Here is a 23,476-nt window from a genome sequence, read left to right on the forward strand (position 1 = left end):
TAAGCGGGGGAGCGCGCGCTGGAAACCCCCGGCGTGGTCACCTTTGTTTTCGGATCGTTTCGAGGGGATGAGACATGGCAGGCACGGTGGTCTTTGACCTGGACGGGACCTTGGCTGACACTTCGGGCGACCTGGTGGCGGCGGCGAATGCCTGCTTTCGCGCGCGGGGCCTGGGCGACCTGCTGGACCCGGTGGAGGATGCGCTGATCGCCTTTCACGGCGGGCGGGCGATGCTGCGCGCGGGCTATGGCCGGATGGACGGCGAGATGCTGCTGCCCCCCGGCGCCGAGGACGAGGATTTCGACCGTCTGCTGGAGCATTACGGCGCGGCGATCGCGGTGCACACGCGGCTTTATCCCGGCGTCGAGGATGCGCTGGACCAGTTGGCACGGGCCGGGCACCGGCTGGCGGTCTGCACCAACAAGCCCGAGGCGCTGGCGGAAACGCTGCTGCGCGAACTGGGGGTGCGGGATCTGTTCGGGGGGATGATCGGCGCTGATACGCTGCCTGTGCGAAAACCCGACCCGCGCCCTTATCAGGCCGCCGTCAAGGCTGCGGGCGGAGAGGTCGCACGATCCTTTTTGGTCGGGGACACCGAGACGGATCGCAAGACCGCCGCTGCCGCCGGCGTCAAGGTCGCGCTGATCAGTTTCGGCCCCGAAGGAGAGGCCATCAGCCGGCTGGCGCCCGAGGCGCTGCTGGGGCATTTCGACGAACTGCCGGATTTGGCCCGAGACTGGCTGGCCTAAGGTGGGGCGCTGACGCCCCCCACCTGACTGCGACGCGAGGGTGCCGCTTATTCGGCCTCGTCCGCCGAACTGGCGTTCAGCTGGCCATAGTTCTGGGACCCGATCGTCTCGTAGAGGCTGATCTGCGTTTCCAGGAAGTCGATATGCCCTTCCTCGTCCTGGATCAGCTCCTCGAACAGGATCTTGCTGGCATAGTCGCCGACGCTGTCGCAATGATCGCGCGCCTCGATATAGAGGGTGCGGGCGTCATGTTCGGCGGCCAAGTCGGATTCCAGCGTCTCGCGCAGGTTCTGTCCGATTCGCAGTGGGTCCAGGCGCTGCAGGTTGGGATGCCCTTCCAGAAAGATTATCCGCTGGATCAGCTTGTCGGCGTGGTGCATCTCCTCGATGGATTCCTCGCGCGACTTCTTGGCAATCTTGCCGAAGCCCCAGTCCTCCTGCAGGCGGTAGTGCAGCCAGTACTGGCTGACGGCGGTCAGTTCAGACCGCAGCGCGGCGTTGAGATAGTCGATGACCTTTGCGTCGCCCTTCATGGGTGGCTTCCTTCTTGCTGTCTGTTCTGGCCCGCAAAATCGGCGGTGCGACCCCCAGCTTATCGCAGGCGCGCATGGTGTCCAGAAACAGCGGCATGCAGCCGCCGCAATCGGCGCGTTTTCCCAAGGCGTGATAGATCTTGCCCGGCGTGATGATCGTCTGCGGGTCCGCCGTCCGCATCCAGTCGATGGCGGCGCGGATGTCGTGATCCGAGATCTGGGTGCAATGGCAGACGATCATGGCGGGCTCCTGTGCCTGCGGAAACTTACCGATTCTGTCGGGCAAGTAAAGTCCGAGTTTTTCGCTTGGAGATCACGGGTGCTTGACGGTGGCGCGGGCGCCTCGCTAAAGCCCCTTGCCATGAAACTGTCCGATTTCGACTTCGACCTGCCCGAGCATCTGATCGCGACGCGCCCGGCGCGGCCGCGCAGTTCCGCCCGCCTGCTGCTGGCCCAGGACGGCGCGATCGACGATCGCCACGTGGGCGATCTGCCCCGGATCCTGCGGCCGGGCGATGTCCTTGTGCTGAACGACACCAAGGTGATCCCCGCGCGCCTGACCGGCATCCGCCGTCGCGACAGCGCCCAGGGGCCGGTCGAGGCCCGGATCGAGGTCACGCTGCTGGAGCCCGCGGCAGAGGGCTGGCAGGCGCTGGCCAAGCCGCTGCGCAAGCTGCGCGCGGGCGAGGTGATCCGCTTTGGCGCCGCGCTTTCCGCCAAAGTGGCCGAGATCGCCGAGGGCGGGCTGCGGCTGGTCTTTGACGCCGAGGGCGATGCCTTTGACGCGGCGCTGCGCGAGGTGGGCGCCATGCCGCTGCCGCCCTATATCGCCTCGATCCGGCCGCCGGATGCCCAGGACCTCGAGGATTACCAGACGGTCTGGGCCGCCCGGCAGGGGGCGGTTGCGGCCCCCACCGCCAGCCTGCATTTCGACGCGCCCCTGCTGGCCGCGCTGGAGGCGCGCGGCGTCGAATTCGTGCATGTGACGCTGCATGTCGGCGCAGGCACCTTCCTGCCGGTGAAGGTCGAGGACGTGACCACCCACAGGATGCATGCCGAATGGGGCGAGATCAGCCCCGCCGCGGCCGAGGCCATCACCCGCGCAAAGGCCGAGGGGCGCCGCGTCATCCCCGTGGGCACAACCGCGCTGCGGCTGATCGAATCGGCCGCGGTCGCGGACGGGCGGGTCGACGCGTTTCAGGGGACGACCGACATCTTCATCTATCCGGGCTATCACTTCCGGGTGACCGATGGCTTGATGACGAACTTCCATCTGCCGAAATCGACCCTCATGATGCTGGTCTCGGCGGTCATGGGGGCCGAAAATATCAAGTCCATCTATGGACATGCGGTTCGCAACGGCTATCGTTTCTTCAGTTATGGCGATGCGTCGCTGCTGATCCCCTGAGGTCGGATTCCCGGTGGTGCTCAGGGCCTGTCGGGATTAGGGCAGATCCCCTGTCCTTTTCCGATCCGACGAGACGAGACCTGCGATGATTTCGGTGTTGCGCACCACATGGCCGCTGCTTCTGGGCATCCTGCTGCTGATGGTCGGCAACGGGATGCAAGGCACGCTGCTGGGCATCCGCGGCGGCATCGAGGGGATCCCGACCTTCCAGATGTCACTGGTCATGACCGGCTATTTCGGCGGCTTTCTGCTGGGCAGCCTGACGGTGCCGACGCTGATCAAGAATGTGGGCCATGTGCGGGTTTTCGCGGCCCTGGGTTCGCTGATCTCGGCCACGCTGATCCTGTTCCCGGTCGAGGCGAACTGGATGGCCTGGACCTTCCTGCGCTTCCTGATCGGGTTCTGCTTCTGCGGGGTCTATGTGACGGCGGAAAGCTGGCTGAACACCGGCACGTCGAACCAGAACCGCGGGCAGGCGCTGTCGGCCTACATGATCGTGCAGCTGCTGGGCATCGTGATCGCGCAGGCGCTGCTGAACGTCGCGGACCCGGCGGGCTTTCTGCTGTTCGTGATCCCGTCGGTGCTGGTGTCGCTGGCCTTCACGCCGATCCTGCTGTCGGCCCAGCCCGCGCCGCAGTTCGAGACGATCAAGCGCATGTCCTTTGCCCGGCTCTATCGCGCATCGCCCCTGGGCTGCGTGGGCATCTTCCTGATGGGGGGGGTTTTTGCCGTCCTGTCGGGGATGTCGTCGGTCTGGGGCGCGCAGATCGGCCTGTCGGTGGCGCAGATCAGCGTCTTCGTGGCCGCGATCTATGCGGGCGGGCTGGTGCTGCAATATCCGATCGGCTGGATTTCGGACCGCTATGACCGGCGCAAGCTGGTGCTGATCCTGTCGGCGATCGGAGGGCTGTGCGGGCTGATCGTGATCGCGGTCCAGCCGGGCACCCTGGGCCTGGTCGTGGCAGGCGCAATCATGGGCGGCGTGGCCAACCCCATCTACGCGCTGCTGCTGGCCTACACGAATGATTACCTGGACCAGGCTGACATGGCCTCGGCCTCGGCGGGGCTGCTGTTCATCTATGGCATCGGCAGCATGGGCGGGCCGATCATCACCGGCTGGCTGATGGGCGTGATCGGGCCCGACGGGTTCTGGATCTACATGGGCGTCCTCTTCGCGCTGCTGACGGCCTATGCCGCCTGGCGCGCCACGCAGCGCCGCGCGCTGACCCCGGACGAACAGGGCAGCTTTGCCGTCATCACCCCTAACGCCACCCCCCTGGCCGTCGAGGCGGTGCTGGACGAGGCGCAGTCCGACAGCCAGGCCCAAGCCCCCGCCGCCTGAGGCCTGCGCGGCTTGCCGCCCAAAGGCAAATGGTTTAACGCTGAACTATTCTTATTCAGCCGGGGGACGCGATGGCCCAGAATTTCGACTTGGTGGTGATCGGTGCAGGGCCGGGCGGCTATGTGGCCGCGATCCGGGGCGCGCAGCTGGGCCTGAAGGTCGCCTGCATCGAACGCGAGCATCTGGGCGGCATCTGCCTGAACTGGGGCTGCATCCCGACCAAGGCGATGCTGCGCAGTGCCGAGGTCTATCACCTGATGCACCGCGCCAAGGATTTCGGGCTGAAGGCGGACGGCATCGGCTATGACCTGGACGCGGTCGTGAAACGCTCGCGCGGGGTGGCCAAGCAGCTGTCGGGCGGCATCGGCCACCTGTTCAAGAAGAACAAGGTCACCACGATCATGGGTGAGGCGAAGCTGGCGGGCAAGGGCCGCGTCACCGTCACGACCGACAAGGGCACCGAGGAGATCACCGCGAAATCTATCGTGCTGGCCACCGGCGCCCGGGCGCGCGAACTGCCGGGGCTGGAGCCGGACGGCAAGCTGGTCTGGAACTACAAGCACGCGCTGGTCCCGCCGCATATGCCCAAAAAGCTGCTGGTCATCGGATCGGGCGCCATCGGCATCGAATTCGCCAGCTTCTTCAACACGCTTGGCGCCAAGACCACCGTGGTCGAGGTAATGGACCGCGTCCTGCCCGTCGAAGATGCCGAGATCAGCGCATTCGCCAAGAAGCAGTTCGTCAAGCAGGGCATGACGATCATGGAAAAGGCCGCCGTCAAGAAGCTGGACCGCAAGGGTGACACAGTCACCGCCCATATCGAGGTCGGGGGCAAGGTCGAGACGCAGGACTTCGACACGGTGATCTCTGCCGTGGGCATCGTCGGCAACACCGAGGGGCTGGGCCTGGAAGAGGCCGGGATCAAGGTCGACCGCACCCATGTCATTACCGATGAATACTGCCGCACCGGGGTCGAGGGCGTCTATGCCATCGGCGATCTTGCCGGCGCGCCCTGGCTGGCGCACAAGGCCAGCCACGAAGGTGTGATGGTCGCGGAGCTGATCGCGGGCAAGCATCCGCACCCGATCAAGCCGGGCAGCATCGCCGGCTGCACCTATTGCCATCCGCAGGTGGCATCGGTCGGCCTGACCGAGGCCAAGGCCAAGGAGCAGGGGCTGGACATCAAGGTCGGCCGCTTCCCCTTCATCGGCAACGGCAAGGCCATCGCCCTGGGCGAGTCCGAAGGCATGATCAAGACGATCTTCGACGCCAAGACCGGCGAATTGCTGGGCGCGCACATGGTCGGCGCCGAGGTGACCGAGCTGATCCAGGGCTATGTCATCGGCCGCCAGCTGGAGACGACCGAGCAGGACCTGATGGAGACGGTCTTCCCGCACCCGACCCTGTCCGAGATGATGCACGAGGCGGTTCTGGACGCCTATGGTCGCGCGATCCACTTCTGATCGCAGCCCGACGTGATGGTGACGGGGGCCCTTGGGGCCCCTGTTTCAGTTGGGCCCTCAGTCGGCGGGGGTCAGGGTGGTGATGCCGACGGCGGCGGCGCGCGCCAGGTCCGGGTCCAGCGACATGCCGATATATTCGCCCCGCCGCCAGAGGCCCGCCAAATCATCGTAATGGCGCGACAGAGGGTGCCCTGACTGGCCGGTCGAGATGATGAAGACCGAACTGTCGGGATCGGCCAGGTCATAGACCCCGCGAAAGCCCGCACCGTTCACCGCCTGGTAAGGATCGGCCGCGCCGCCGAACAGGCCGCTGCGGGCCACGGTGAAGTCGCCCCCCGAGATGGACTGGGTGATGTTCATGATCCAGCCGAGCGCCGGCAGATCGCCCAGGCCGGGATGCAGGTGCCGCGCCTGGTGCATGTTGCCCCACCGCCAGCTGGTCACGTCGGGGCCGAAATGCGCCGACAGGTCCAGGATCGCGCGGTCCAGCGCCTGCCGGGCAATGGTCGCGCAATCTTCGGTCGCGGCGCTCTGCACGATGTCGCACCAGCGCGCCGCGCCGGCGCGGTTGCGGAAGACGGCGTCGATGAAGCGCGGCTGCAGATGCACCAGGTCGTCCGCCAGCGGCCCCAGCTCATCGCGGATCAGACGATCCTGCAGCGCCGACATCCAGGCCGCGTAGATCACCGGTTCGGGCAGGTGCTCGTTCATGGCGCCGTCCCATTCCGCCAGCAGCGCGAGCGCGTCCTGGCGCTGGCGTTCGGGCGTGCCGGGCGCGGCGGGATCGCCGTTGAACCACAGGTTCGCGCCCACCAGCGGCAGCAGGCCCCGGGCCGCCGGGCCGACGACGTCCAACTGCGCGGCGATGAAGCTGTCGCGGGAATGCACCTCGCGGTCACCCAGCAGGCGGTCGAGCCGGCCGCGGCGGATGCCACCGTCGGGCGCCTCCTCGGTCAAGATGCTGATGCCGCTTTGGGGCCGCTTCGGGGCCGCCGCCAGGGATCTGGCCCCCTGCCAGGCGGTTTCGGGCAGCCAGCCCGGGCTGGGCAGGGCGCCTGCGGTCGGATGATCGGCCCGCCGCTCGGGCGCGGCGCCCGCGTCCAGGTGGCTGACCCGCGCCTGATCTGCCAGCGCCACGTGCAGGGCGGGCGCGACGACGCCCGTCAGGGCCCGCGCGGCCTCTTCGGCGGTGCTCGCGCGCATCAGGCCCATCAGGGCGGTCATGGTGGTGTCCTGCCGCGACGATCCGGTCCAGCGCAGCGTCGCCACATGTCCGATCGGGGTCACGTCCCGCAGCCCGGGGTCAAGGCCCGGCACCACCGGGCCGTTCAGCGTGTCGCGCAGGGTCACGGTCTGGTTCGGGCCGTCCAGCACGCGGATGACCTCGGTCCGGGTCTGGAAGCTGGTCCAGCCCTGTGGCCCGCGATAGCGGTCCGGATTGCCCGGCTGGACCTCCTCGATGGCGATATCGGCGTCGTCGATGGATGCGGGCGTCACCCCCCAGGACAGGCCGGGCGAGCGGCCCGACAGGACCAGCGGCAGGCCCGGGATCGTCGCGCCGATGACGCCGCCGCTGCCCAGTTCCAGCCGGGCGAGATAATAAAGCGAGGGCGTCGTCAGCGGCACGTGCAGGTCGCTGGCCAAGAGCGATGCATCCGCCGCCGTGCGCTGGGGCGCCGCGGCAAAGGCATTGCCGCCAATCTGCGGACCCGGCGCCAGGAAGCCCAGGGGCATGGGCACCGCCTGCGGATCAAAGCTGCGTTCGGGCATGCCCAGGCGGGCACCGGGAAACAGCGCGGCATAGGCGGGCAGGTTGCCGGGGATTCCGGCGCGCGCCAGGATCTCGGGGCCATGCTCCGGCCAAGACAGCGACAGGCGGGCGCGCAGGATCTCCTCCGCGGCGGCGTTCGAGCTGCTGGCGGCCAGCAGCTTCAGGATGGCCATCGAATCGGCCGGCTGCCAAAAGGCGATCACGTCAGGGAACAGGAAGAACTCGGGCGCGCCGCGGCCCATCGCGCCCTCGTTGACGATGCGGATCCACTCGTTGACGCCTGAGGCATAGGCATTCAGTGCCGCACGGGTCGCCGCATCCTGCACCTCCAGTGACGCCTGCCCGTTGCGGTAAAGGCCAAGCCGACGCGCCAGGTCGTCCGCGGCCAGGGCGCGGGGGCCGTGGATCTCGGACAGGCGGCCTTGGGCCGCACGCCGCAGCAGGGTCATCTGGAACAGCCGGTCCTGGGCATGGGCAAGACCCAGGGCAAAGAACACGTCGGTGTCGCTGTCGCCAAAGATATGGGGCACGTTCTCGGTCGAGCGCACGATCTCGACCGGGCCCGAGATGCCCTGGACCCGGTAGCTGGCGTTGTAATCGGGCAGCGACCGAACCGCGAAATACCAGATCAGCGCCGCCGACAGCACGATCAGGACGATCAACCCGATGGTCAGCCGCAGAAGCCAGCGAAACATGGTCAGCATGTGGGGCGGGGTCCTTGGGCGGTTCTGGCGCGGCACGGCTTGACCAGGCTGCGCGTGGGTGATGGTGTGCTGCATATGACAGGCGCGCGGCCAGTTCAACGCGTCGGCGGGCTTCCGCCGCCGGCAGGGGGACCCGAGGGGCGGCGGCAGGGGCAGGAGGACGATGTGGCAAGAACGGCATTTCTGGGGCTTGGGGTGATGGGGTTTCCCATGGCGGGCCATCTGGCGGCGGCCGGGCATGAGGTCGTGGTCTATAACCGCAGCAGCGCCAAGGCCGAGGCCTGGACCAAGGACGGGCGTGGCCGCAGCGCGCCGACGCCGCGGGCTGCCGCCGAGGCTGCGGAATTCGTGATGGCCTGCGTGGGCAATGACGACGATCTGCGGCAGGTCTGTCTGGGCCCTGAGGGCGCCTTTGCCGGCATGTCGCCGGGGTCGGTCTTTGTCGACCACACGACCGTCTCGGCCAGCGTCACGCGCGAGCTTGCGGCTGCGGCGCGCGAGGCCGGGCTGGGCTATGTCGATGCGCCGGTCTCGGGCGGGCAGGCGGGGGCCGAAAACGGCCAACTGTCGGTCATGTGCGGCGGCACCCTAGCCGATTACGACCGCGCCGCGCCGGTCATCGACGCCTATGCCCGGATCTGCAAGCGCATGGGGGATGTCGGGGCCGGGCAGGTGACCAAGATGTGCAACCAGATCGCCATCGCGGGACTGGTCCAGGGGCTGTCGGAGTCGCTGGCCTTCGCGCAGAAGGCGGGCCTGGATGTCGAGCAGGTGGTCGAAGTCATCAGCCAGGGCGCCGCCGGCAGCTGGCAGATGGTGAACCGCCACAAGACCATGGCGCAGGGCCATTTCGAACACGGCTTTGCGGTGGACTGGATGCGCAAGGACCTGGCCATCTGCCTGGCTGCCGGGGACGAGGTGGGCGCGCTGATGCCGGTGACCGCGCTGGTGGACCAGTTCTACAAGGAGGTCCAGCAGATGGGCGGCGGCCGCTGGGACACGTCGTCCCTGATCGCGCGGATGAACCGGTGACGCCGGTCGTCCACCGCGCCGTGACGGCCGCGCCGACGGCCAGCTGGTTCACCGACCGCTTTGCCCGGAACGGCTGGAGCGGATCCTGGTCGGGCGGCGTCTATGACTGGCACCATTACCACGCCACCACGCACGAGGTTCTGGGTTGCCACCGGGGCAGCGCCGTCCTGCGCCTGGGGGGCGAGGATGGCGATGACGTCGTGGTCGGCCCCGGCGATGTCATTGTGATCCCGGCGGGGCTGGCGCATTGTCGTCTGGCGGCCTCGGAGGATTTCCAGGTGGTGGGCGCCTATCCGGGCGGGGTCGAGCCCGACATTCAGACGGGCGGGGGCATTCCCTGCCCGCTGCCGAAATGGGACCTTGATCCGGTCTTCGGATCAGGGCCGGCATCCTAAGGAAGGAGGGCGCGGCATGGCCGAGCATACCCTGCACGGGCAGATCGAAATGGACATCACGGGCGTCAGCGATCAGGAGGCCCAGGGCGAGATGACCGTGACGGCGGGCATCCTGAACCCTTTCGGCACCATCCATGCCGGCGCGCTGGTCTGGTTCGCCGACGTGATCGCCACGAACCTGGTCTTGGGCGGAGAGCAGGTCGAGGAGGGCATGGACAGCTTTCCGGTGGCCATGACGCTGAACGCGCAGCTGCTGGGCAACCGCAGCGACGGCCAGCTGTTCGCCCGGGCCCGATGGGTCAAGCGCGGGCGGCGCGTCTCGACCGTGCGGACCGAGGTGCGGGACACCGAGGGGCGGGTGCTTCTGGACCTGACCTCGACCCATATCAACGCCCGCTGATCCGTTCCGACCTTGCGGCACATGGTGGCGATCGCGCTTGATCCGTGCGCCGATCCGGCCATCATGCGGGTCGGAACAGGGAGGACCGGATGGACGGCCTGATGATGCACCGACCGCTGCTGCAAAGCGGGCTTCTGGATTACGCCGCAGAGAGCTTTCCGGCCGCCGAGATCGTCTCGCGCCGGGTCGAGGGCGATCTTCATCGCCAGGGTTGGGCCGCGACGCGGGCGCGCGCCGTGCAGCTGTCCCAGGCGCTCGAGGCGCTGGGCGTGCAGCCCGGCGACCGGGTCGCGACCCTAGCCTGGAACGGCCACCGCCACCTGGAGGTCTATCACGCGGTCCCCGCCATCAGTGCGATCTGCCACACGATCAACCCGCGCCTGTCGGCCGAACAGATGTGCTTCATCGCGCACCATGCCGGCGACCGGCTGATCTTCACGGACCTGACCTTCGTGCCGCTGCTGGAGCGGTTGCAAGACCAACTGCCACCGATGCGCTATGTGGTGATGACCGACCGCGCGCATATGCCTGAGACCGCGCTGGATGCACTCTGCTACGAGGAGATGCTGCAGGGCCACCCGACCGACCGGGCCTGGCCCGACTTTCCGGAAACGACCGCCTCGGGGCTGTGCTATACATCCGGAACCACGGGCGATCCCAAGGGCACGCTCTATTCCCACCGCTCGAACATGCTGCACGCGCTGGCGACGGCGGCGGTTCTGGGGCCGGACCTAGGTCCGCAGCCGCGCATCCTGCCGGTGGTGCCGCTGTTTCACGTCAATGCCTGGGGCCTGCCCTTCACCGCGCCGCTGATCGGGGCCAGCCTGGTGATGCCGGGGCCGCATCTGGACGGGGCCAGCCTGTGGGACCTGTGCGAGGCCGAGCGCGTCGAGAGCGCCTGGGGCGTTCCCACGATCTGGCAGGGCCTTCTGGCCGAGATCAGGACGCGCGGCGCCAAGCCCGCAGCCCTGCGCCACATCGTCGTCGGCGGCAGCGCCATGCCCCGCAGCCTGATCGAGGGCTTCGAAAAGCTGGGAATCGACGTGAACCACGCCTGGGGCATGACCGAGACATCCCCCCTGGGCAGCCAAGGGTCGCTGACGCCGGAACAGCGGGCGCTGCCCTTTGATCAGCGCATGTCGCTGAAGCAGGGGCAGGGGCGGCGTGTCTTCGGGGTGGAAATGAAGATCGTCGACGATGCCGGCCTCCGCCAGCCGCATGACGGGCGCGCGATGGGCGAGCTGTTCGTGCGCGGCAACACCGTCACGGCGGGCTATTTCGAGAACCCCGAGGCAAGCGCCAGGGCGCTGGACGCCGAAGGATGGTTCGGAACCGGCGACATCGCCTCGATCAGCCCCGAGGGGATGCTGACGCTGCGCGACCGGTCCAAGGACCTGATCAAGTCCGGGGGCGAGTGGATCAGCTCGATCGATGTCGAGAACCTGGCCGTGGCCCATCCGAAGGTGGCCCAATGCGCGGTCATCGCGCTGCCCCATCCCAAATGGGATGAACGTCCGCTGCTGGTGGTCAAGCCGGCGGCCGATGAGGCGCCGACCCTGGGCGAGATCCACGAGTTGCTGCGCCCGCACCTGGCCGGTTGGCAGCTGCCCGACGACCTGGTCCTGGTCGACGAGATGCCCCTGACAGCCACCGGCAAGATCAGCAAGCTGACCCTGCGCCAGCGCTTTGCCGATCACGTGCTGCCGGATCTGCGCGACGCCTGACGGGCGGGGCTCAGCCCTTCGGGTTCTGCAGCGCGTCCATCACGAACAGCCGCAGGGCGGTGGCCAGCCCGACCTCGGGCGGGCGGGCGTGGTCGATCTGGCCGATCAGGCTGGCGCGGGTCATGCCCCGCGCCGCCGCCTCGGAGGCCAGCGCCTTCCAGAACGGATCCTCCAGCGAGACCGAGGTGCGGTGCCCGTCGATGGTGACCGACCGCTTGATCGGCGCGGTCATCGGCGGCAGCTCAATCATCCGATCCGTCCGGCGCGGCCCGGTGTCCGTCCAGCCTACGGCTTGCAAGGTCAGCCTCGGCCTCGCGCAGCTGTCGCAGGGCCTTGGTCTCTCCGTGCCTTGCGGCATTCGCATCGGCCGTGGCCCGCCGGGCGTCGCGGTCGCGCTGCTTTCGGGCCTGGCGCAGATTGACGATCGTGGTCATGGCATGCCTCTGCCTGGCGTGAAAAGGGCCGGGGCGCAATCTAACGCGCCCCGGCCCGGTCCGGTCAAGTCCGGATGAGGATGCGTCAGCCCTTGGGGCTGATCATGTCCTCGGGGCGGACGACCCGGTCAAAGGTCTCACCATCGACAAAGCCCAGGGCAATCGCCTCTTCGCGCAGGGTGGTGCCGTTCTTGTGCGCGGTCTTGGCCACCTTGGTCGCGTTGTCATAGCCGATGGTGGGCGCCAGCGCCGTGACCAGCATCAGCGATTCCTTCATCAGCTTCTCGATCCGGGCGGTGTTGGCCTGCGTGCCGACCACCATGTTGTCGGTGAAGCTGCTGGCCGCATCGCCCAGCAGCTGCATCGACTGCAGCACGTTGTAGGACATCATCGGGTTATAGACGTTCAGCTCGAAATGACCCTGCGATCCGGCAAAGCCCACGGCTGCGTCATTGCCCATGACATGCGCGCAGACCATGGTCAGGGCCTCGGCCTGGGTCGGGTTCACCTTGCCCGGCATGATCGAGCTGCCCGGCTCGTTTTCCGGCAGGATCAGCTCGCCCAGGCCCGAACGGGGGCCGGAGCCTAGAAGGCGCATGTCGTTGGCGATCTTGAACAGCGATCCGGCCACCGTCTTCAGCGCGCCCGAGAACATGACCATCGCGTCATGGGCGGCCAGCGCCTCGAACTTGTTCGGCGCGGTGACAAAGGGCAGGTCGGTGATCTTGGCGATCTCGGCCGCGATGGCCGTGTCCCAGCCTTTCTTGGTGTTCAGGCCGGTGCCGACGGCGGTGCCGCCTTGGGCCAGTTCATAAATGTCGGGCAGGCAGGCCTTGACGCGCTCGATCCCCTTGCGGACCTGATGGGCATAGCCGCCGAACTCTTGGCCCAGGGTCAGCGGCGTCGCGTCCTGCGTATGGGTGCGGCCGATCTTGATGATGTCCTTGAACTCGTCGGACTTGGCCTCCAGCGCGGCGGCCAGCTTGTCCAGGCCCGGCAGCAGCACGTCGCGCGCCTGCATGGCGATGGCCACGTGCATCGCAGTCGGGAAGGTGTCGTTCGAGGACTGGCCCATGTTGCAGTGGTCGTTGGGGTGGACGGGCTTCTTGGACCCCATCTCTCCGCCCATGATCTCGATCGCGCGGTTCGAGATCACCTCGTTGGCGTTCATGTTCGACTGCGTGCCCGACCCCGTCTGCCAGACCACCAGCGGAAAGTTGTCGTCGAATTTGCCTTGGAACACCTCGGTCGCGGCCTGTTCCATCGCATCGGCCAGATCGCCGGGCAGGTCGCCCGAGGCGCGGTTCACGCGCGCGGCGGCCAACTTGATTGCGCCCAGTGCCCGGATGATCGGGACCGGCTGGCGCTCCCATCCGATCGGAAAGTTCATGATCGAACGCTGCGTCTGCGCGCCCCAGTATTTGCTGGCGTCAACTTCCAGCGGGCCAAAGCTGTCGGTTTCGGTGCGGGTCTTGGTCATCGGGTCGCTCCCTCACGGTTTCGTGGAGGGTTTAGCGGCAGCCGTGGCCGGGCGCAATTCGTATGCAACGGTATGCTAACGCCAACATGGCGGTTTCAGGCATCCAGCGCCCGGATCGCCGCCTGCAGCTGCGGGCTCAGGTCCTGCGCCAGCGGCAGGATCGGGCGCGGCGGCAGCGCCTCGGTCAGGTCCATCAGGCGGGCGGCCGCATGTACGACCCGCAGGCTGCCATGGGCCTGGAACAGCTGCCACAGGGGCTGGAACCGGGCCTGCCAGCGCAGGGTGCCGGCCCGGTCACCGGCGCGCGCGGCACAGGCCAGCGCCAGCGACTGGTCGGGCCACAGCCCCGCCGCCACGCTGAACCAGCTGTCGGCCCCTTGCAGCAGGGCGGCGGGGCAGTCCCAGTCACCGCTGTAGCCGATGACGAAATTCGGGGGCAGCAGGTCGCGCAGCCGCGCGATCTCGGTCGCGAAATCGCCATCCGGGGGCAGGGGCATCTTGACCGCAGTGACCGTGGGCAGCTGTCCCAGACGCGCCAGCAGTTCAGGCCCGAACCGGAAATGCGTGGTCGAAGGGTTGTTGTAGATGCAGATCGGCAGGTCGGACGCATCCGCCACCATCCGGAAATGCTGGAAAACCTCGTCATCCGTCAGCGGCGTGTAGGACATGGGCGCCAGCAGCAGCCCTGCCGCGCCCGCATCGGCGGCATGTCGCGCCAGGGCCGCCGAGACATCGCTGCGCAGGGCGCCCACGCCCGCGATGACCGGGACCTTGCCCCCGGCCGCGTCCAAGGCGGTTTCAAGAACGGTACGGCGCCCCTCGGGCGTCAGATAGGCATATCCCCCCGTCGATCCCAGCACACCGATGCTGTCCACGCCCGCCCGCGCCAGTCGCAGCACCAGGCGCCGCATGTCGGCCGCCAATGGCTGGCCCGCGTCATCCGTCGGCGTGATCGGAAAGGCCGACAGGCCCCGCAGGACGGACATTACTTCCGCCAGCGGTCCAGGCGCACGACCTCGCCACCACCCGAAGGGGGCGTGTCGTCGTCATCGTCGCGGGCGTCCAGTTCGAACTCGGCGTCCTCGTCCTCATCTTCGTCATCGCCGTCCTGCGTCTCGAAGCGCAGGCCGAACTCGACCGAAGGATCGACGAAGGTGCGCAGCGCGTCGAAGGGGATCTTCAGCGGCTCGGGTGAATTGCCGAAGTTCAGCGTGATGGTGAAATGGTCATCCTCGATCACCAGGTTGTCGAACCAGTGCTGGATGACGATGGTCATCTCTTCGGGATAACGTTCGCGCAGCCAGTCGGCCATCTCGACCCCGTCGTCGCGCGTGTCGAAGGTGATGAAGAAATGGTGTTCGCCCGGCAGCCCCTCGCGGGCCACCTTGCGCAGAACCTCTGCGATCAAGCCCTGCATCGCGCGATGCATCATTCCACCGTAATCAAACCCAGACCGCGCCATGCCGTCACCTTTTCCTGACTTGCGCCAAGCATAGGCATATGACCGACGAAGGAAAGGGGGCAGCGCAGAGGAAATGGGAGGGGGAAGGTGCAGGATTCTGTTGCCAGGCTCCTGCGGGCCCCGCCTTACGCTGCTAGGCGCAAGGGCTTAGGTTTCGATCTTGCGGACTGCTTACGCAGCCAGCGCGACCGGAGCACGGTTGTCGTTGGCAACTGTACAATTTGCACCGATATCGGTGGTAGCTCACCGAGACAAAGCATAACCCCTTTAGACGTTCGTCGATCCTGTTTCGGCCCCATTGTCCCCCAACGAGGGTGATCTGGTGGAGCCGCCGGGTACCGCCCCCGGGTCCGATCCGCTTATTACGAGCGCGTTTATGTCCATAGTCCGGATTGCTCCGGACAGCCCAGATATAGGACAGCCCGCGCCCGCCTGCAAGATGCGGCGGGAACGGAACCTGCCGCGGGACGACGGGTTGGGCGGGGAACACCACGCCAAGAAGGAGAATTCCATGATGCTGCGTTCCCTTGCCACGCTGGGCCTGATCCTGTCCCCTGTGATCGCCTCTGCCCAGGATGCGCCGCCGGCCGGTGCGATGCCGCTGTCCGAGATCCTGGCCAAGGCCGAGGCCGACCTGGGCGGCGATCTGGGCCATTTTTCGGAAATCGAATGGGACGACGACGGCTATTACGATGTCGAGTACCACAATGCCGAAGACCGCGAGGTTTCGCTGCGCCTGGATCCGATGACCGGCGACGCGATGGAGTGATGCAAAAAGGGGCGGCCCCGACGGGCCGCCCCTTTTTCGTGAAGCGCGAGGCCCTCAGGCCGCCTTTGGAAGCGCTTCGGCCTGGCCCTCGACCAAGGCACCATGAAGGGCCTTGATGGAGGCGGGGAGCGCCTCGCGTTCGACGATGAACTGGACCTCCACCGGTCGCGGCCCCTGAGCGGCGCCGATCGCCTCCAGCCCCGCCTTGGCCAATGCCATCAGGCCGCGTGACAGGACTGAAAGGCCGGACAGGTCGCGCCCGACGGCGGCCGCCATTGCCACCGCCCGCGAGGAGACCTGAGCCGAAGGATAACGCTCGGTCAGGTCCTTTTCCACGCGCCGCAGCACCTTGAGGCTGCTGTCCACGTAATGCGTGATCGTGTTCGCGTTCGAGACCTTGCTGACGATCCGCACCTGGTGCCGCGTCAGCACCTCGAGGATGAAGGCGTCATAGCCTTTGGCGCCCACCATGTCCTGTTCGAACAGTTCCAGCGCAAAGAGGTCGAGGCCGGTGACGATCTCGACGGCCGGACGCGTGGCGGGCTGGTCGTCGATCAGCGTGCCCGGATCATGCGGCTCGAAGGCATTGGTCACGCGCAGGGGCACCCCGGACTGGCGCAGCGTCTTGGCGGCCTTGGGATGGATCGCCTCCATCCCCAGGTTCGACAGCTGGTCCGCCACGTCGAAATTCGTGCGCCCCAGCTTGCGGACCGCATCCGCCCCGACCAGGTTCGGATCGGCAGACGACAGGTGGAATTCCTTGTGGATGATCGCCTCGCGCGCGCCGGTCAGGGCCGCCAGGCGCGAAAAGGTCACCTCGGAATAGCCTCGGTCGAATTCGCGCATCAGCCCCTCGCGGCACTGGGCATAGCCGGTGACGATGGGCATCTCGGTCTGCGGATCGATGTCCTGCATGGCGCGCTGGATGCGCTGGTCCAGCGAGACCTCGCCATCGTCGCGCCAGCCCGACAGGTCGACGAAGCGCGCCGAGATCCCGGCCCGCTGCAGCATCAGCGCCGTGACAAAGGCGGAATGGGCCTCGCCCAGTCCCGACAGCAGCTCTCGCGTCTGCAGCATGTGCTCGGACAGGCGGAAATGCCCGTGCGAACACAGCCGCTGCAGGTCGATCAGGCAGTTCCGCGCGCCGGCCAGACGGTCGCGGACAAAGCCGTCGGCCTGTTCCACGTCGCCCGGATGGTCCAGCACGACGCGGTGCGCCGCGATCATGGCGTCGCTGGCGCGGTCCAGGGCGGCCAGCCAGCCGTGATCCTCCTCGCGGCTGGCAAAGGCCGCATAGACGCCGGGCTCGCCGGATTTCTTGTGCTCCAGAAGCAGGTTGGTGATGCCGCCAAAGGCCGAGACGACGAAGATCCGGCCATAGGGGCGTGCGGGGTCGGACACCAGAAGCGTGTCGCGCAGCTCATGAACCCGCGACATCGAGGTGCCGCCGATCTTTTCGACGGTATGGGTCGCGTGGGTCATGGCTCAGGCCGTCTCGGTGGCTGGGGCATAGCTGCCGTCTTCGCGATGCACCTCGGTCCCGGTGACGGGCGGGTTGAAGCAGCAGGCCATGACCAGAGTCTCCTCGGCGCGCAGGGTATGGTGGTCATGCTGGTCCAGCGCATACATCACGCCAGGGGTGATCTGATGCGTCTCGCCGCTTTCCAGGTCGGTGATCGAACCCTTGCCCGAAATGCAGTAGACGCTTTCGAAATGGTGCTTGTAGTGGAACGTGTGTTCCGAATTCGCCGCCAGCGTGGTGATATGGAAGGAAAATCCCATCCCGTCATCGGCCAGCAGCATCCGCACCGAATTCCAGTGCTGGTCCGACACCGAACGGTCGGTGTCCTTGAGGTCGTAAAAGTTGCGCACGATCATGAATGTTACTCCGCAGCGATCTGGGTGGTGGCAAGGACATCGCGGGCGGCATCCAGCAGAATGCCAAAGCCACGGCCCAGCACGTCCTTGGGCGTGGTCAGCGGCGCCAGAACCTTGACGACCTGATCCTCGTTGCCCGAGGTCTCGATGATCAGCCCGTTCTGGAAGGCGCGCTTGCAGATGGCGCCGGCCAGTTCGCCCGAACCGACATCCACGCCGCGCATCAGGCCGCGGCCCTTCAGCTGGGCTCCCGGCACCAGGGCCGCCAGATCCTTCAGGCGGGCCTCGATCAGCGAGGCCTTGTCCGAAAGCTCGACCTCGAAGCCCTTGCCGGACCAGAATTTCTCGATCGCGACGCGGGCCGTGACAAAGGCATGGGTGTTGCCCCGGAAGGTGCCGTTATGCTCAGCCGGGCCAAAGACGTCGTGCTGGGGCCGGACCAGGACCATGGCCAGCGGCAGGCCAAAGCCAGACACAGACTTGGCCATCGGGACCAGGTCGGGCATCACGCCCATGTCCTCGAAGGAAAAGAACCGCCCGGTCCGTCCGCAGCCGGCCTGGATGTCGTCCAGGATCAGCAGCGCGCCGTGGCGCTTGGCGATGGCGGCGATGGCGCGGACGAATTCGGTCGAGGCCGCGTTCAGCCCACCTTCGCCCTGCACCGTTTCCAGCATGATCGCCGCCGGCGCGTCGATGCCGCCCGAATTGTCCGACAGCATCTGGTCTAGCAGCGCGGCGCTGTCCAGACCCTCGGCATAGCCGTCGAAGGGCACGCGGGTCACGCCCTGCGTCTCCATCCCGGCGCCGCCGCGGTGATAGCCGTTGCCGGTCGCCGCCAGCGCACCCATGGTCACGCCATGAAAGCCGTTGGTGAAGGCCACGACATTGGTGCGCCCGGTGGATTTGCGGGCGATCTTCATCGCCGCCTCGACTGCATTGGCGCCCGTTGGGCCGGTGAACATGACGCGATGATCCATGCCGCGCGGTGCCAGGATGTGGCGCTCGAAGGCACCCAGGAAATCGGCCTTGGTGGTGGTGTGCAGATCCAGCCCGTGGGCGATTCCGTCGCCCGCAATGTGGTCGATCAGCGCGGCCTTCATGTCGGGATCGTTGTGGCCATAGTTCAGCGAGGAGCAGCCGGCTAGGAAATCGATGTATTCACGACCATCGGCGGCCCGCATGATCGAACCGCTGGCCGAGGTGAAGAGGTCCGGGATCCCGCGGCAATAGGACCGCGCTTCGCTTTCGCGGCGCTGGAAGATGCCAATGTCGGTCGGGTTGGTGGTTTCCGTGGCGGATGAGGGCGTGTTCACGTCCTTGGGCATGAGAAGTCCTTTCGCACGTCGTGCGTTCAAAGAATTATTTTGTCTGGCGAAGGATCAGGCGGCCTGCGCGTGATCCTGCTGCCGGGGCAGCGTGATGGTGACCATATGTTCGGTCGCGTGCTGCCCGTCGAAATGGCGGTCCCGCGTGTAATGCGGGTCGTCCCCGAGATCGCCGCCCAGGTTCCGGGCCAGGCTGCGGAACAGCGCCCAGGATGCGTCGTTGTCACGGGTGATGGTGGTGTTGAGGCGGGTGACATCCTCGCAGATGTCCCGGTCCAGCAGGTTCATCAGCATTTTGCGCCCCAGTCCCAGGCCGCGCGCCTGCGGGCTGACGGCCACCTGCCAGATGAACAGCGCATCCTGGTTCGGGATCAGGTGGCCGGAAATCCAGCCGACGACATCGCCATTCATTTCGGCGACCACGCAGGTGTCGCGGAAATGGTCGGCCTGCACCAGGTTGCAGTACATCGAATTCTCGTCCAGCGGCCTGCAGTTGCGCACCAGCTTCCAGATGGCGGCGCCATCGGTGGGCCGGGGCCGGCGCATGGTGGGCTGGCGAAGACGGTCGGTGTGCTGCAATTTGTCTGGCATGGGCTCCTGATCCTCAGTTGCTTCGGCTGTCTAAGTATACCATCGGCACCCGAGGATCAACCCGCCTGGGCAGAAAAGGCGCTCCGAACAGGTTCAGGGGCGAAATCTGCCGGCGATGGGCCGGCCTTTCGCCATGCGGATTTTTTGGTGGACTAAGGCCCTGCCATTGCCCGCGCGTCCCCGTTGGTGGCATGATGGGGCCATGACACAGGAAACCCCCGACCCCCGGACCGACGCCGCCCTGATCGCCCTGCGCCGCATCCTGCGCGCCACCGAGCATTACGAGCGCGACCTGGCACAGGCTGTCCGCCTGACCCCCGCCAAGCTGCGCGTGCTGCAGATCCTGTCGGGGCGCGAGGGTCATCACGCGACGCCCACGCAACTGGCCAGCCAGATGGGCGTCAGCCAGGCGACCGTCACGGCATTGGTTGACCAGCTGGACAAGCTCGGCATGACGCTGCGACAGCGGTCGGTCACCGACCGCCGGCAGCTGCACGTGATCCTGACCGATGCCGGGGCCGAGGCGCTGCGCAGCGCCCCGGATGCGCTGCAGCAGCAGTTCGTCACCGGCTTTCGGGCGCTTCACGATTGGGAACAGGCGATGCTGGTGGCCTCGCTGGAGCGGGTGGCCGCGATGCTGAACGCGCAGGGCATCGACGCCTCGCCGGTCCTGACGCTGGGGGATATCGGGCGCGGGCACAGCTGAGGAACGCAGAATGGAAAACGGGGCCCGCATGGGACCCCGCCGGTTCGTGTCAGTGATGGTGCTCAGCGGCGCAGGCGGGCACCGGCCTCCAGCAGCAGGCTGCCCAGGGCGATCTTGACGATGTCGCCCAGCAGGAAGGGCGCGACGCCGGCCGCCAGCAGGCGGTCCGAGGGCACGAATCCCGACAGCCAGATCAGCCCCGGCACATAGATCGCGATGGTCCCGGCCAGCATGGCCAGCACGCGCATTCCGAACCCGCCGTGCTGCGCCAGGCGTCCCGTCACCAGCATCGCCAGCGCCATGCCCATCAGGAAGCCCGTGGTCGGACCCGCCAGGTAGGCCAGGCCGATGCCGCGCTCCGGCGAGCCTGCAAAGACCGGCAGCCCGGCCAGTCCGGCCGCAAGATAGGCGCCCATCGCCGCAAGGCCAAGGCGCGGCCCCAGGCCGGCCGCGATGACCAGCACGGCCAGCGTCTGCAGCGTCATGGGCACAGGCCAGAACGGCACCTGCACCTTGGCGCCAAGCGCGATCAGCGCGGCGGCGGCCAGCGTCAGGCCGGTCCGGAAGGCAAGGCTGTGGCGGGCAGCCGGGTCCGAGGCAAGCAACATGGAATGTCCTTTCGTATCCTTGGGCGAATCGCGGGCAGTGTGACCGCTGTGACAAGGCGTCACCCTGTCCCGGAGCGCGCCGGCAGCACAAGTCCCGCCCAGCCGAGCGGCCTGCGGCTGGACGGATGACCATCGGCCGCGCGCCTTGCGCAGGCTGCGACCAAGGGTCGCAAGCGAAGCGGCAGAGTCCAGGGCAGTGCCGCGCGATCCAAGCCAGGACCCCAAGCCCCGACTTCTTTATAAGGCATCCGGCGGCGGCATGCCTCCAGCCGCCGCAGGAACACTCAAATCGGGGGAAAGGCGGCCTTTTTTCCGTCCGCCCTATGCGATTCCCTCCGCAGTCCGTCTGTTTTCCCCCTGTAAAGGGTGCTAGAGCGTGCGCCGACTGCATGCCGCGATGGGGGGTTCGAGACATGGCTGACGACTATCCCAAGGTGGATCGCGTGATGGGAGGGCCGGCAGGCTGGATCTCGATCGCGGTCCCGGCGGTGTTGTTCTTGTACTTCCTCGGCCTTCTGCCGCAGATCGCCGAGGCGCCCCAGGTGCGCGGCATCGACTGGGTCCCGTCGCTGGACATCCGGCTGTCCGTGCTGCTGGACGGGCTCAGCATGACCTTCGCCCTGCTGATCACCGGCATCGGGACGGCCGTCACGCTCTATTCGGCCCGCTATCTGGGCCAGCACCCGGATTATCCGCGCTTCGTCTGTTACCTGCTGATGTTCATGGTGGGGATGCTGGGCCTGGTCCTGGCCGACAACCTGATCGCGCTGTTCGTCTTCTGGGAGATCACCACGATCTCGTCCTACCTGCTGATCGGCTTTCACGCCAACAGCGCAAAGTCCCGCCGCTCCGCGCTGCAGGCGCTGCTGGTCACCGGAACGGGCGGCCTGGCGATGCTGGGCGGCATGATCATCCTGGGCACGGTCACCGGCACGTTCGAACTGTCGCAGATCCTGACCATGGGCGACCTGATCCGGGCCCATCCCTGGTACATGGGCATCATGCTGCTGTTCCTGGCCGGCGCCTTCACCAAGTCGGCGCAGGTGCCGTTCCATTTCTGGCTGCCCAATGCCATGGCCGCGCCGACGCCGGTCTCGGCCTATCTGCACAGCGCCACGATGGTGAAGGCGGGCGTCTTCCTGATGGCGCGGATGAACCCGGCCTTGGGCGAAACCAGCGCCTGGTTCTGGATCCTGACCCTGTTCGGCGGCGTGACGGCGGTCTTTGCCTCGGTCATGGCGCTGCGCCAGACGGACATCAAGCAGGTGCTGGCCTATACGACGCTGATGGCGCTTGGCACGCTGACCATGTTCATCGGCGCGGGCACGCATTACGCGATCGTCGCCGCGATGACGTTCCTGGTCGTGCATTCGCTCTACAAGGCGGCGCTGTTCCTGATGATCGGCATCGTGGACCACGCGACCGGCACCCGCGATGCCACCGTGCTGCGGGGCCTGTGGAAGGTGATGCCGCTGACCGGCCTGGCGGCGGCGCTGGCCGCGATCAGCATGGCGGGTATCCCGCCGATGGTGGGCTTCATCGGCAAGGAATTCATGTACAAGGCCGGCCTGGGCCTGGAAGGCTTTGCCGCGATCTGGGTGACGGGGATGATCTTTGCCGCTTCGGTGATGATGTTCGTCGTGGGCGGCATCGTCGCGCTGAAGCCGTTCCGCGGAGAGCTGGCGCCCGACCTGCATCAGGCCCATGAGGGGCCCTGGCCGATGCTGGCCGGGCCGCTGGTCCTTGGCGCGCTGTCGCTGATCTTCGGCCTGCTGCCGGGCATCCTGGGGCATTACATCGTCGGCCCCGCCACCCGCGCCGTGTCGGGTGAAGACCACGAGGTGCATCTGTATCTTTGGGGCGGCGTGAACATGGCGCTGATCCTGTCGCTGCTGACCTTTCTGGCCGGCTGGCTGATGTATCGCAAGCACGAGGCGATCCGCGCCCGCCTGACCGCCTTCGAGGCGCGCAGCCCCATCGACTTCGACGCGGGCTGGGACCGGCTTCTGGACGGCTTCAAGGGCTTTGCCGCCTGGCAGGCCGCGCTGATCCAGAACGGCAGCCTGCAGCGCTACATGTCGGTGACTTTCCTGACCTTCGTCGTGCTGGTCGGTCTCACATATGTGCTGCAGGGCGCCTTCGTGACCGGCATCGCCTTTTCGACCGACAGCATCCACCCGATCCAGTGGACGGTTCTGGCGCTGATCTGCGCGGGCTCCATGCTGGTGGTCTGGACCCACAGCCGCATGACGGCCGTGGCCGCCATGGGCGTGGTCGGCATCGGCGTGGCGCTGATCTTCATCATGTTCAGCGCGCCGGACGTTGCCATCACGCAGCTGCTGGTCGAGGTTCTGGTCGTCGTCCTGGTCAGCGTCGTGATGCTGCGGCTGCCCTATCTGCCGCGCCGCTCGCGGGCCTCGTTCCGCCCGGGCCATGCGCTGATCGCCGCGGGCAGCGGCATCGTCATGAGCTTTCTGGCGGTCTCGATCATGGCGGGCGACCTGGACCGCCGCCTGACCACCTATTTCGAAACGGTCTCCTATCCCGAGGCGCATGGGCGCAACATCGTGAACGTCATCCTGGTCGACTTCCGCGCCCTGGACACCTTCGGAGAGATCACCGTGGTGGTCATGGCCGCCATCGCCGCCTTCGCGCTGCTGCGCGGGGCAGGCCCCGCCCGGCGCGACAAGGAGGAGATGTAA

The 23,476-nt window shown here is 67.1% G+C and carries 24 protein-coding genes and 1 other RNA gene; 11 read left to right on the top strand and 14 right to left on the bottom strand.

Annotated elements, in window-relative coordinates; all coding sequences use genetic code 11:
• Positions 1-74 precede the first annotated feature (74 nt).
• A complete protein-coding gene (locus ACNR9W_RS06190; protein WP_419267983.1) occupies positions 75-749 on the top strand; it encodes an HAD-IA family hydrolase in 675 nt (224 codons plus the stop codon).
• A gap of 47 nt (positions 750-796) precedes the next feature.
• Here ACNR9W_RS06190 and bfr read toward each other — a convergent pair whose 3' ends face one another.
• The gene (bfr, locus tag ACNR9W_RS06195) at positions 797-1,282 is read right to left on the bottom strand and encodes a bacterioferritin (protein ID WP_419267984.1); all 486 of its coding nucleotides are present in this window, start codon (positions 1,280-1,282) and stop codon (positions 797-799) included.
• Positions 1,230-1,523, bottom strand: a complete 294-nt coding sequence (locus tag ACNR9W_RS06200) for a (2Fe-2S)-binding protein (RefSeq protein WP_419267985.1) — start codon at positions 1,521-1,523, stop codon at positions 1,230-1,232. Before ACNR9W_RS06200 ends, bfr begins: the two co-directional genes overlap by 53 nt.
• Positions 1,524-1,643: 120 nt before the next feature.
• Here ACNR9W_RS06200 and queA point away from each other — a divergent pair, with 120 nt between their 5' ends.
• The 3 genes from queA to lpdA all read left to right on the top strand — a co-directional run bounded on the left by queA (position 1,644) and on the right by lpdA (position 5,495).
• The gene (gene queA, locus ACNR9W_RS06205; protein WP_419267986.1) at positions 1,644-2,690 is read left to right on the top strand and encodes a tRNA preQ1(34) S-adenosylmethionine ribosyltransferase-isomerase QueA; all 1,047 of its coding nucleotides are present in this window, start codon (positions 1,644-1,646) and stop codon (positions 2,688-2,690) included.
• 85 nt (positions 2,691-2,775) lie between these two features.
• Positions 2,776-4,032 (top strand): MFS transporter, encoded by a 1,257-nt coding sequence (locus tag ACNR9W_RS06210; RefSeq protein WP_419267987.1) that lies wholly within the window; start codon positions 2,776-2,778, stop codon positions 4,030-4,032.
• Between the two features lie 71 nt (positions 4,033-4,103).
• Positions 4,104-5,495, top strand: a complete 1,392-nt coding sequence (gene lpdA, locus ACNR9W_RS06215) for a dihydrolipoyl dehydrogenase (RefSeq protein WP_419267988.1) — start codon at positions 4,104-4,106, stop codon at positions 5,493-5,495.
• Positions 5,496-5,552: 57 nt separating this feature from the next.
• Here the strand turns inward: lpdA and ACNR9W_RS06220 are convergent, their stop codons facing one another.
• On the bottom strand, positions 5,553-7,970 hold the full coding sequence (locus ACNR9W_RS06220) for a penicillin acylase family protein (RefSeq protein WP_419267989.1): 2,418 nt from the start codon (positions 7,968-7,970) through the stop codon (positions 5,553-5,555).
• A 165-nt stretch (positions 7,971-8,135) separates the two neighbouring features.
• On the opposite strand from ACNR9W_RS06220, the gene ACNR9W_RS06225 reads away from it, so the two are divergent.
• The 4 genes from ACNR9W_RS06225 to ACNR9W_RS06240 all read left to right on the top strand — a co-directional run bounded on the left by ACNR9W_RS06225 (position 8,136) and on the right by ACNR9W_RS06240 (position 11,521).
• Positions 8,136-9,002: an NAD(P)-dependent oxidoreductase gene (locus ACNR9W_RS06225; protein ID WP_419267990.1), complete on the top strand. Its 867-nt coding sequence runs from the start codon at positions 8,136-8,138 to the stop codon at positions 9,000-9,002.
• Entirely contained in the window at positions 8,999-9,397 is a 399-nt protein-coding gene (locus tag ACNR9W_RS06230; protein WP_419267991.1) for a cupin domain-containing protein, read from the top strand. Before ACNR9W_RS06225 ends, ACNR9W_RS06230 begins: the two co-directional genes overlap by 4 nt.
• Positions 9,398-9,413: 16 nt before the next feature.
• Positions 9,414-9,797: a PaaI family thioesterase gene (locus ACNR9W_RS06235; RefSeq protein ID WP_419267992.1), complete on the top strand. Its 384-nt coding sequence runs from the start codon at positions 9,414-9,416 to the stop codon at positions 9,795-9,797.
• Between the two features lie 89 nt (positions 9,798-9,886).
• A complete protein-coding gene (locus ACNR9W_RS06240) occupies positions 9,887-11,521 on the top strand; it encodes a long-chain fatty acid--CoA ligase (RefSeq protein WP_419267993.1) in 1,635 nt (544 codons plus the stop codon).
• Between the two features lie 10 nt (positions 11,522-11,531).
• Here the strand turns inward: ACNR9W_RS06240 and ACNR9W_RS06245 are convergent, their stop codons facing one another.
• From ACNR9W_RS06245 to ssrA, 6 genes are all read right to left on the bottom strand, one after another.
• On the bottom strand, positions 11,532-11,771 hold the full coding sequence (locus ACNR9W_RS06245; protein ID WP_419267994.1) for a ribbon-helix-helix domain-containing protein: 240 nt from the start codon (positions 11,769-11,771) through the stop codon (positions 11,532-11,534).
• Positions 11,764-11,955, bottom strand: coding sequence for a DUF4169 family protein (locus ACNR9W_RS06250; RefSeq protein ID WP_419267995.1), 192 nt, complete (start codon positions 11,953-11,955; stop codon positions 11,764-11,766). Before ACNR9W_RS06250 ends, ACNR9W_RS06245 begins: the two co-directional genes overlap by 8 nt.
• Before the next feature lie 85 nt (positions 11,956-12,040).
• On the bottom strand, positions 12,041-13,435 hold the full coding sequence (fumC, locus tag ACNR9W_RS06255; protein WP_419267996.1) for a class II fumarate hydratase: 1,395 nt from the start codon (positions 13,433-13,435) through the stop codon (positions 12,041-12,043).
• 95 nt (positions 13,436-13,530) lie between these two features.
• A complete protein-coding gene (locus tag ACNR9W_RS06260; protein WP_419267997.1) occupies positions 13,531-14,421 on the bottom strand; it encodes a dihydrodipicolinate synthase family protein in 891 nt (296 codons plus the stop codon).
• Positions 14,421-14,897 carry an SspB family protein gene (locus tag ACNR9W_RS06265; RefSeq protein WP_419267998.1) on the bottom strand — a complete coding sequence of 159 codons (477 nt, stop codon included), beginning with the start codon at positions 14,895-14,897 and terminating at the stop codon, positions 14,421-14,423. The genes ACNR9W_RS06260 and ACNR9W_RS06265 overlap by 1 nt, the downstream gene beginning before the upstream one ends.
• 86 nt (positions 14,898-14,983) lie before the next feature.
• Positions 14,984-15,339, bottom strand: a transfer-messenger RNA (tmRNA) gene (gene ssrA / locus ACNR9W_RS06270).
• Positions 15,340-15,408: 69 nt separating this feature from the next.
• On the opposite strand from ssrA, the gene ACNR9W_RS06275 reads away from it, so the two are divergent.
• A complete protein-coding gene (locus ACNR9W_RS06275; RefSeq protein ID WP_419267999.1) occupies positions 15,409-15,666 on the top strand; it encodes a PepSY domain-containing protein in 258 nt (85 codons plus the stop codon).
• 54 nt (positions 15,667-15,720) lie between these two features.
• Here the strand turns inward: ACNR9W_RS06275 and ACNR9W_RS06280 are convergent, their stop codons facing one another.
• The 4 genes from ACNR9W_RS06280 to ectA are packed head-to-tail and all read right to left on the bottom strand — an operon-like array spanning position 15,721 to position 19,460.
• Positions 15,721-17,148, bottom strand: coding sequence for an aspartate kinase (locus ACNR9W_RS06280; RefSeq protein ID WP_419268000.1), 1,428 nt, complete (start codon positions 17,146-17,148; stop codon positions 15,721-15,723).
• Positions 17,149-17,151: 3 nt separating this feature from the next.
• Positions 17,152-17,544, bottom strand: a complete 393-nt coding sequence (locus ACNR9W_RS06285) for an ectoine synthase (protein WP_419268001.1) — start codon at positions 17,542-17,544, stop codon at positions 17,152-17,154.
• A gap of 5 nt (positions 17,545-17,549) precedes the next feature.
• Positions 17,550-18,869: a diaminobutyrate--2-oxoglutarate transaminase gene (ectB, locus tag ACNR9W_RS06290; RefSeq protein WP_419268002.1), complete on the bottom strand. Its 1,320-nt coding sequence runs from the start codon at positions 18,867-18,869 to the stop codon at positions 17,550-17,552.
• A gap of 54 nt (positions 18,870-18,923) precedes the next feature.
• The gene (gene ectA, locus ACNR9W_RS06295; RefSeq protein WP_419268003.1) at positions 18,924-19,460 is read right to left on the bottom strand and encodes a diaminobutyrate acetyltransferase; all 537 of its coding nucleotides are present in this window, start codon (positions 19,458-19,460) and stop codon (positions 18,924-18,926) included.
• 202 nt (positions 19,461-19,662) lie between these two features.
• On the opposite strand from ectA, the gene ACNR9W_RS06300 reads away from it, so the two are divergent.
• The gene (locus ACNR9W_RS06300; protein WP_419268004.1) at positions 19,663-20,166 is read left to right on the top strand and encodes a MarR family winged helix-turn-helix transcriptional regulator; all 504 of its coding nucleotides are present in this window, start codon (positions 19,663-19,665) and stop codon (positions 20,164-20,166) included.
• Between the two features lie 62 nt (positions 20,167-20,228).
• Here the strand turns inward: ACNR9W_RS06300 and ACNR9W_RS06305 are convergent, their stop codons facing one another.
• A complete protein-coding gene (locus ACNR9W_RS06305; RefSeq protein ID WP_419268005.1) occupies positions 20,229-20,774 on the bottom strand; it encodes a biotin transporter BioY in 546 nt (181 codons plus the stop codon).
• 413 nt (positions 20,775-21,187) lie between these two features.
• Here ACNR9W_RS06305 and ACNR9W_RS06310 point away from each other — a divergent pair, with 413 nt between their 5' ends.
• On the top strand, positions 21,188-23,476 hold the full coding sequence (locus tag ACNR9W_RS06310) for a putative monovalent cation/H+ antiporter subunit A (RefSeq protein WP_419268006.1): 2,289 nt from the start codon (positions 21,188-21,190) through the stop codon (positions 23,474-23,476).

It is taken from the genome of Paracoccus sp. T5 (assembly GCF_048538155.2).
Taxonomy (GTDB): Bacteria; Pseudomonadota; Alphaproteobacteria; order Rhodobacterales; family Rhodobacteraceae; genus Paracoccus.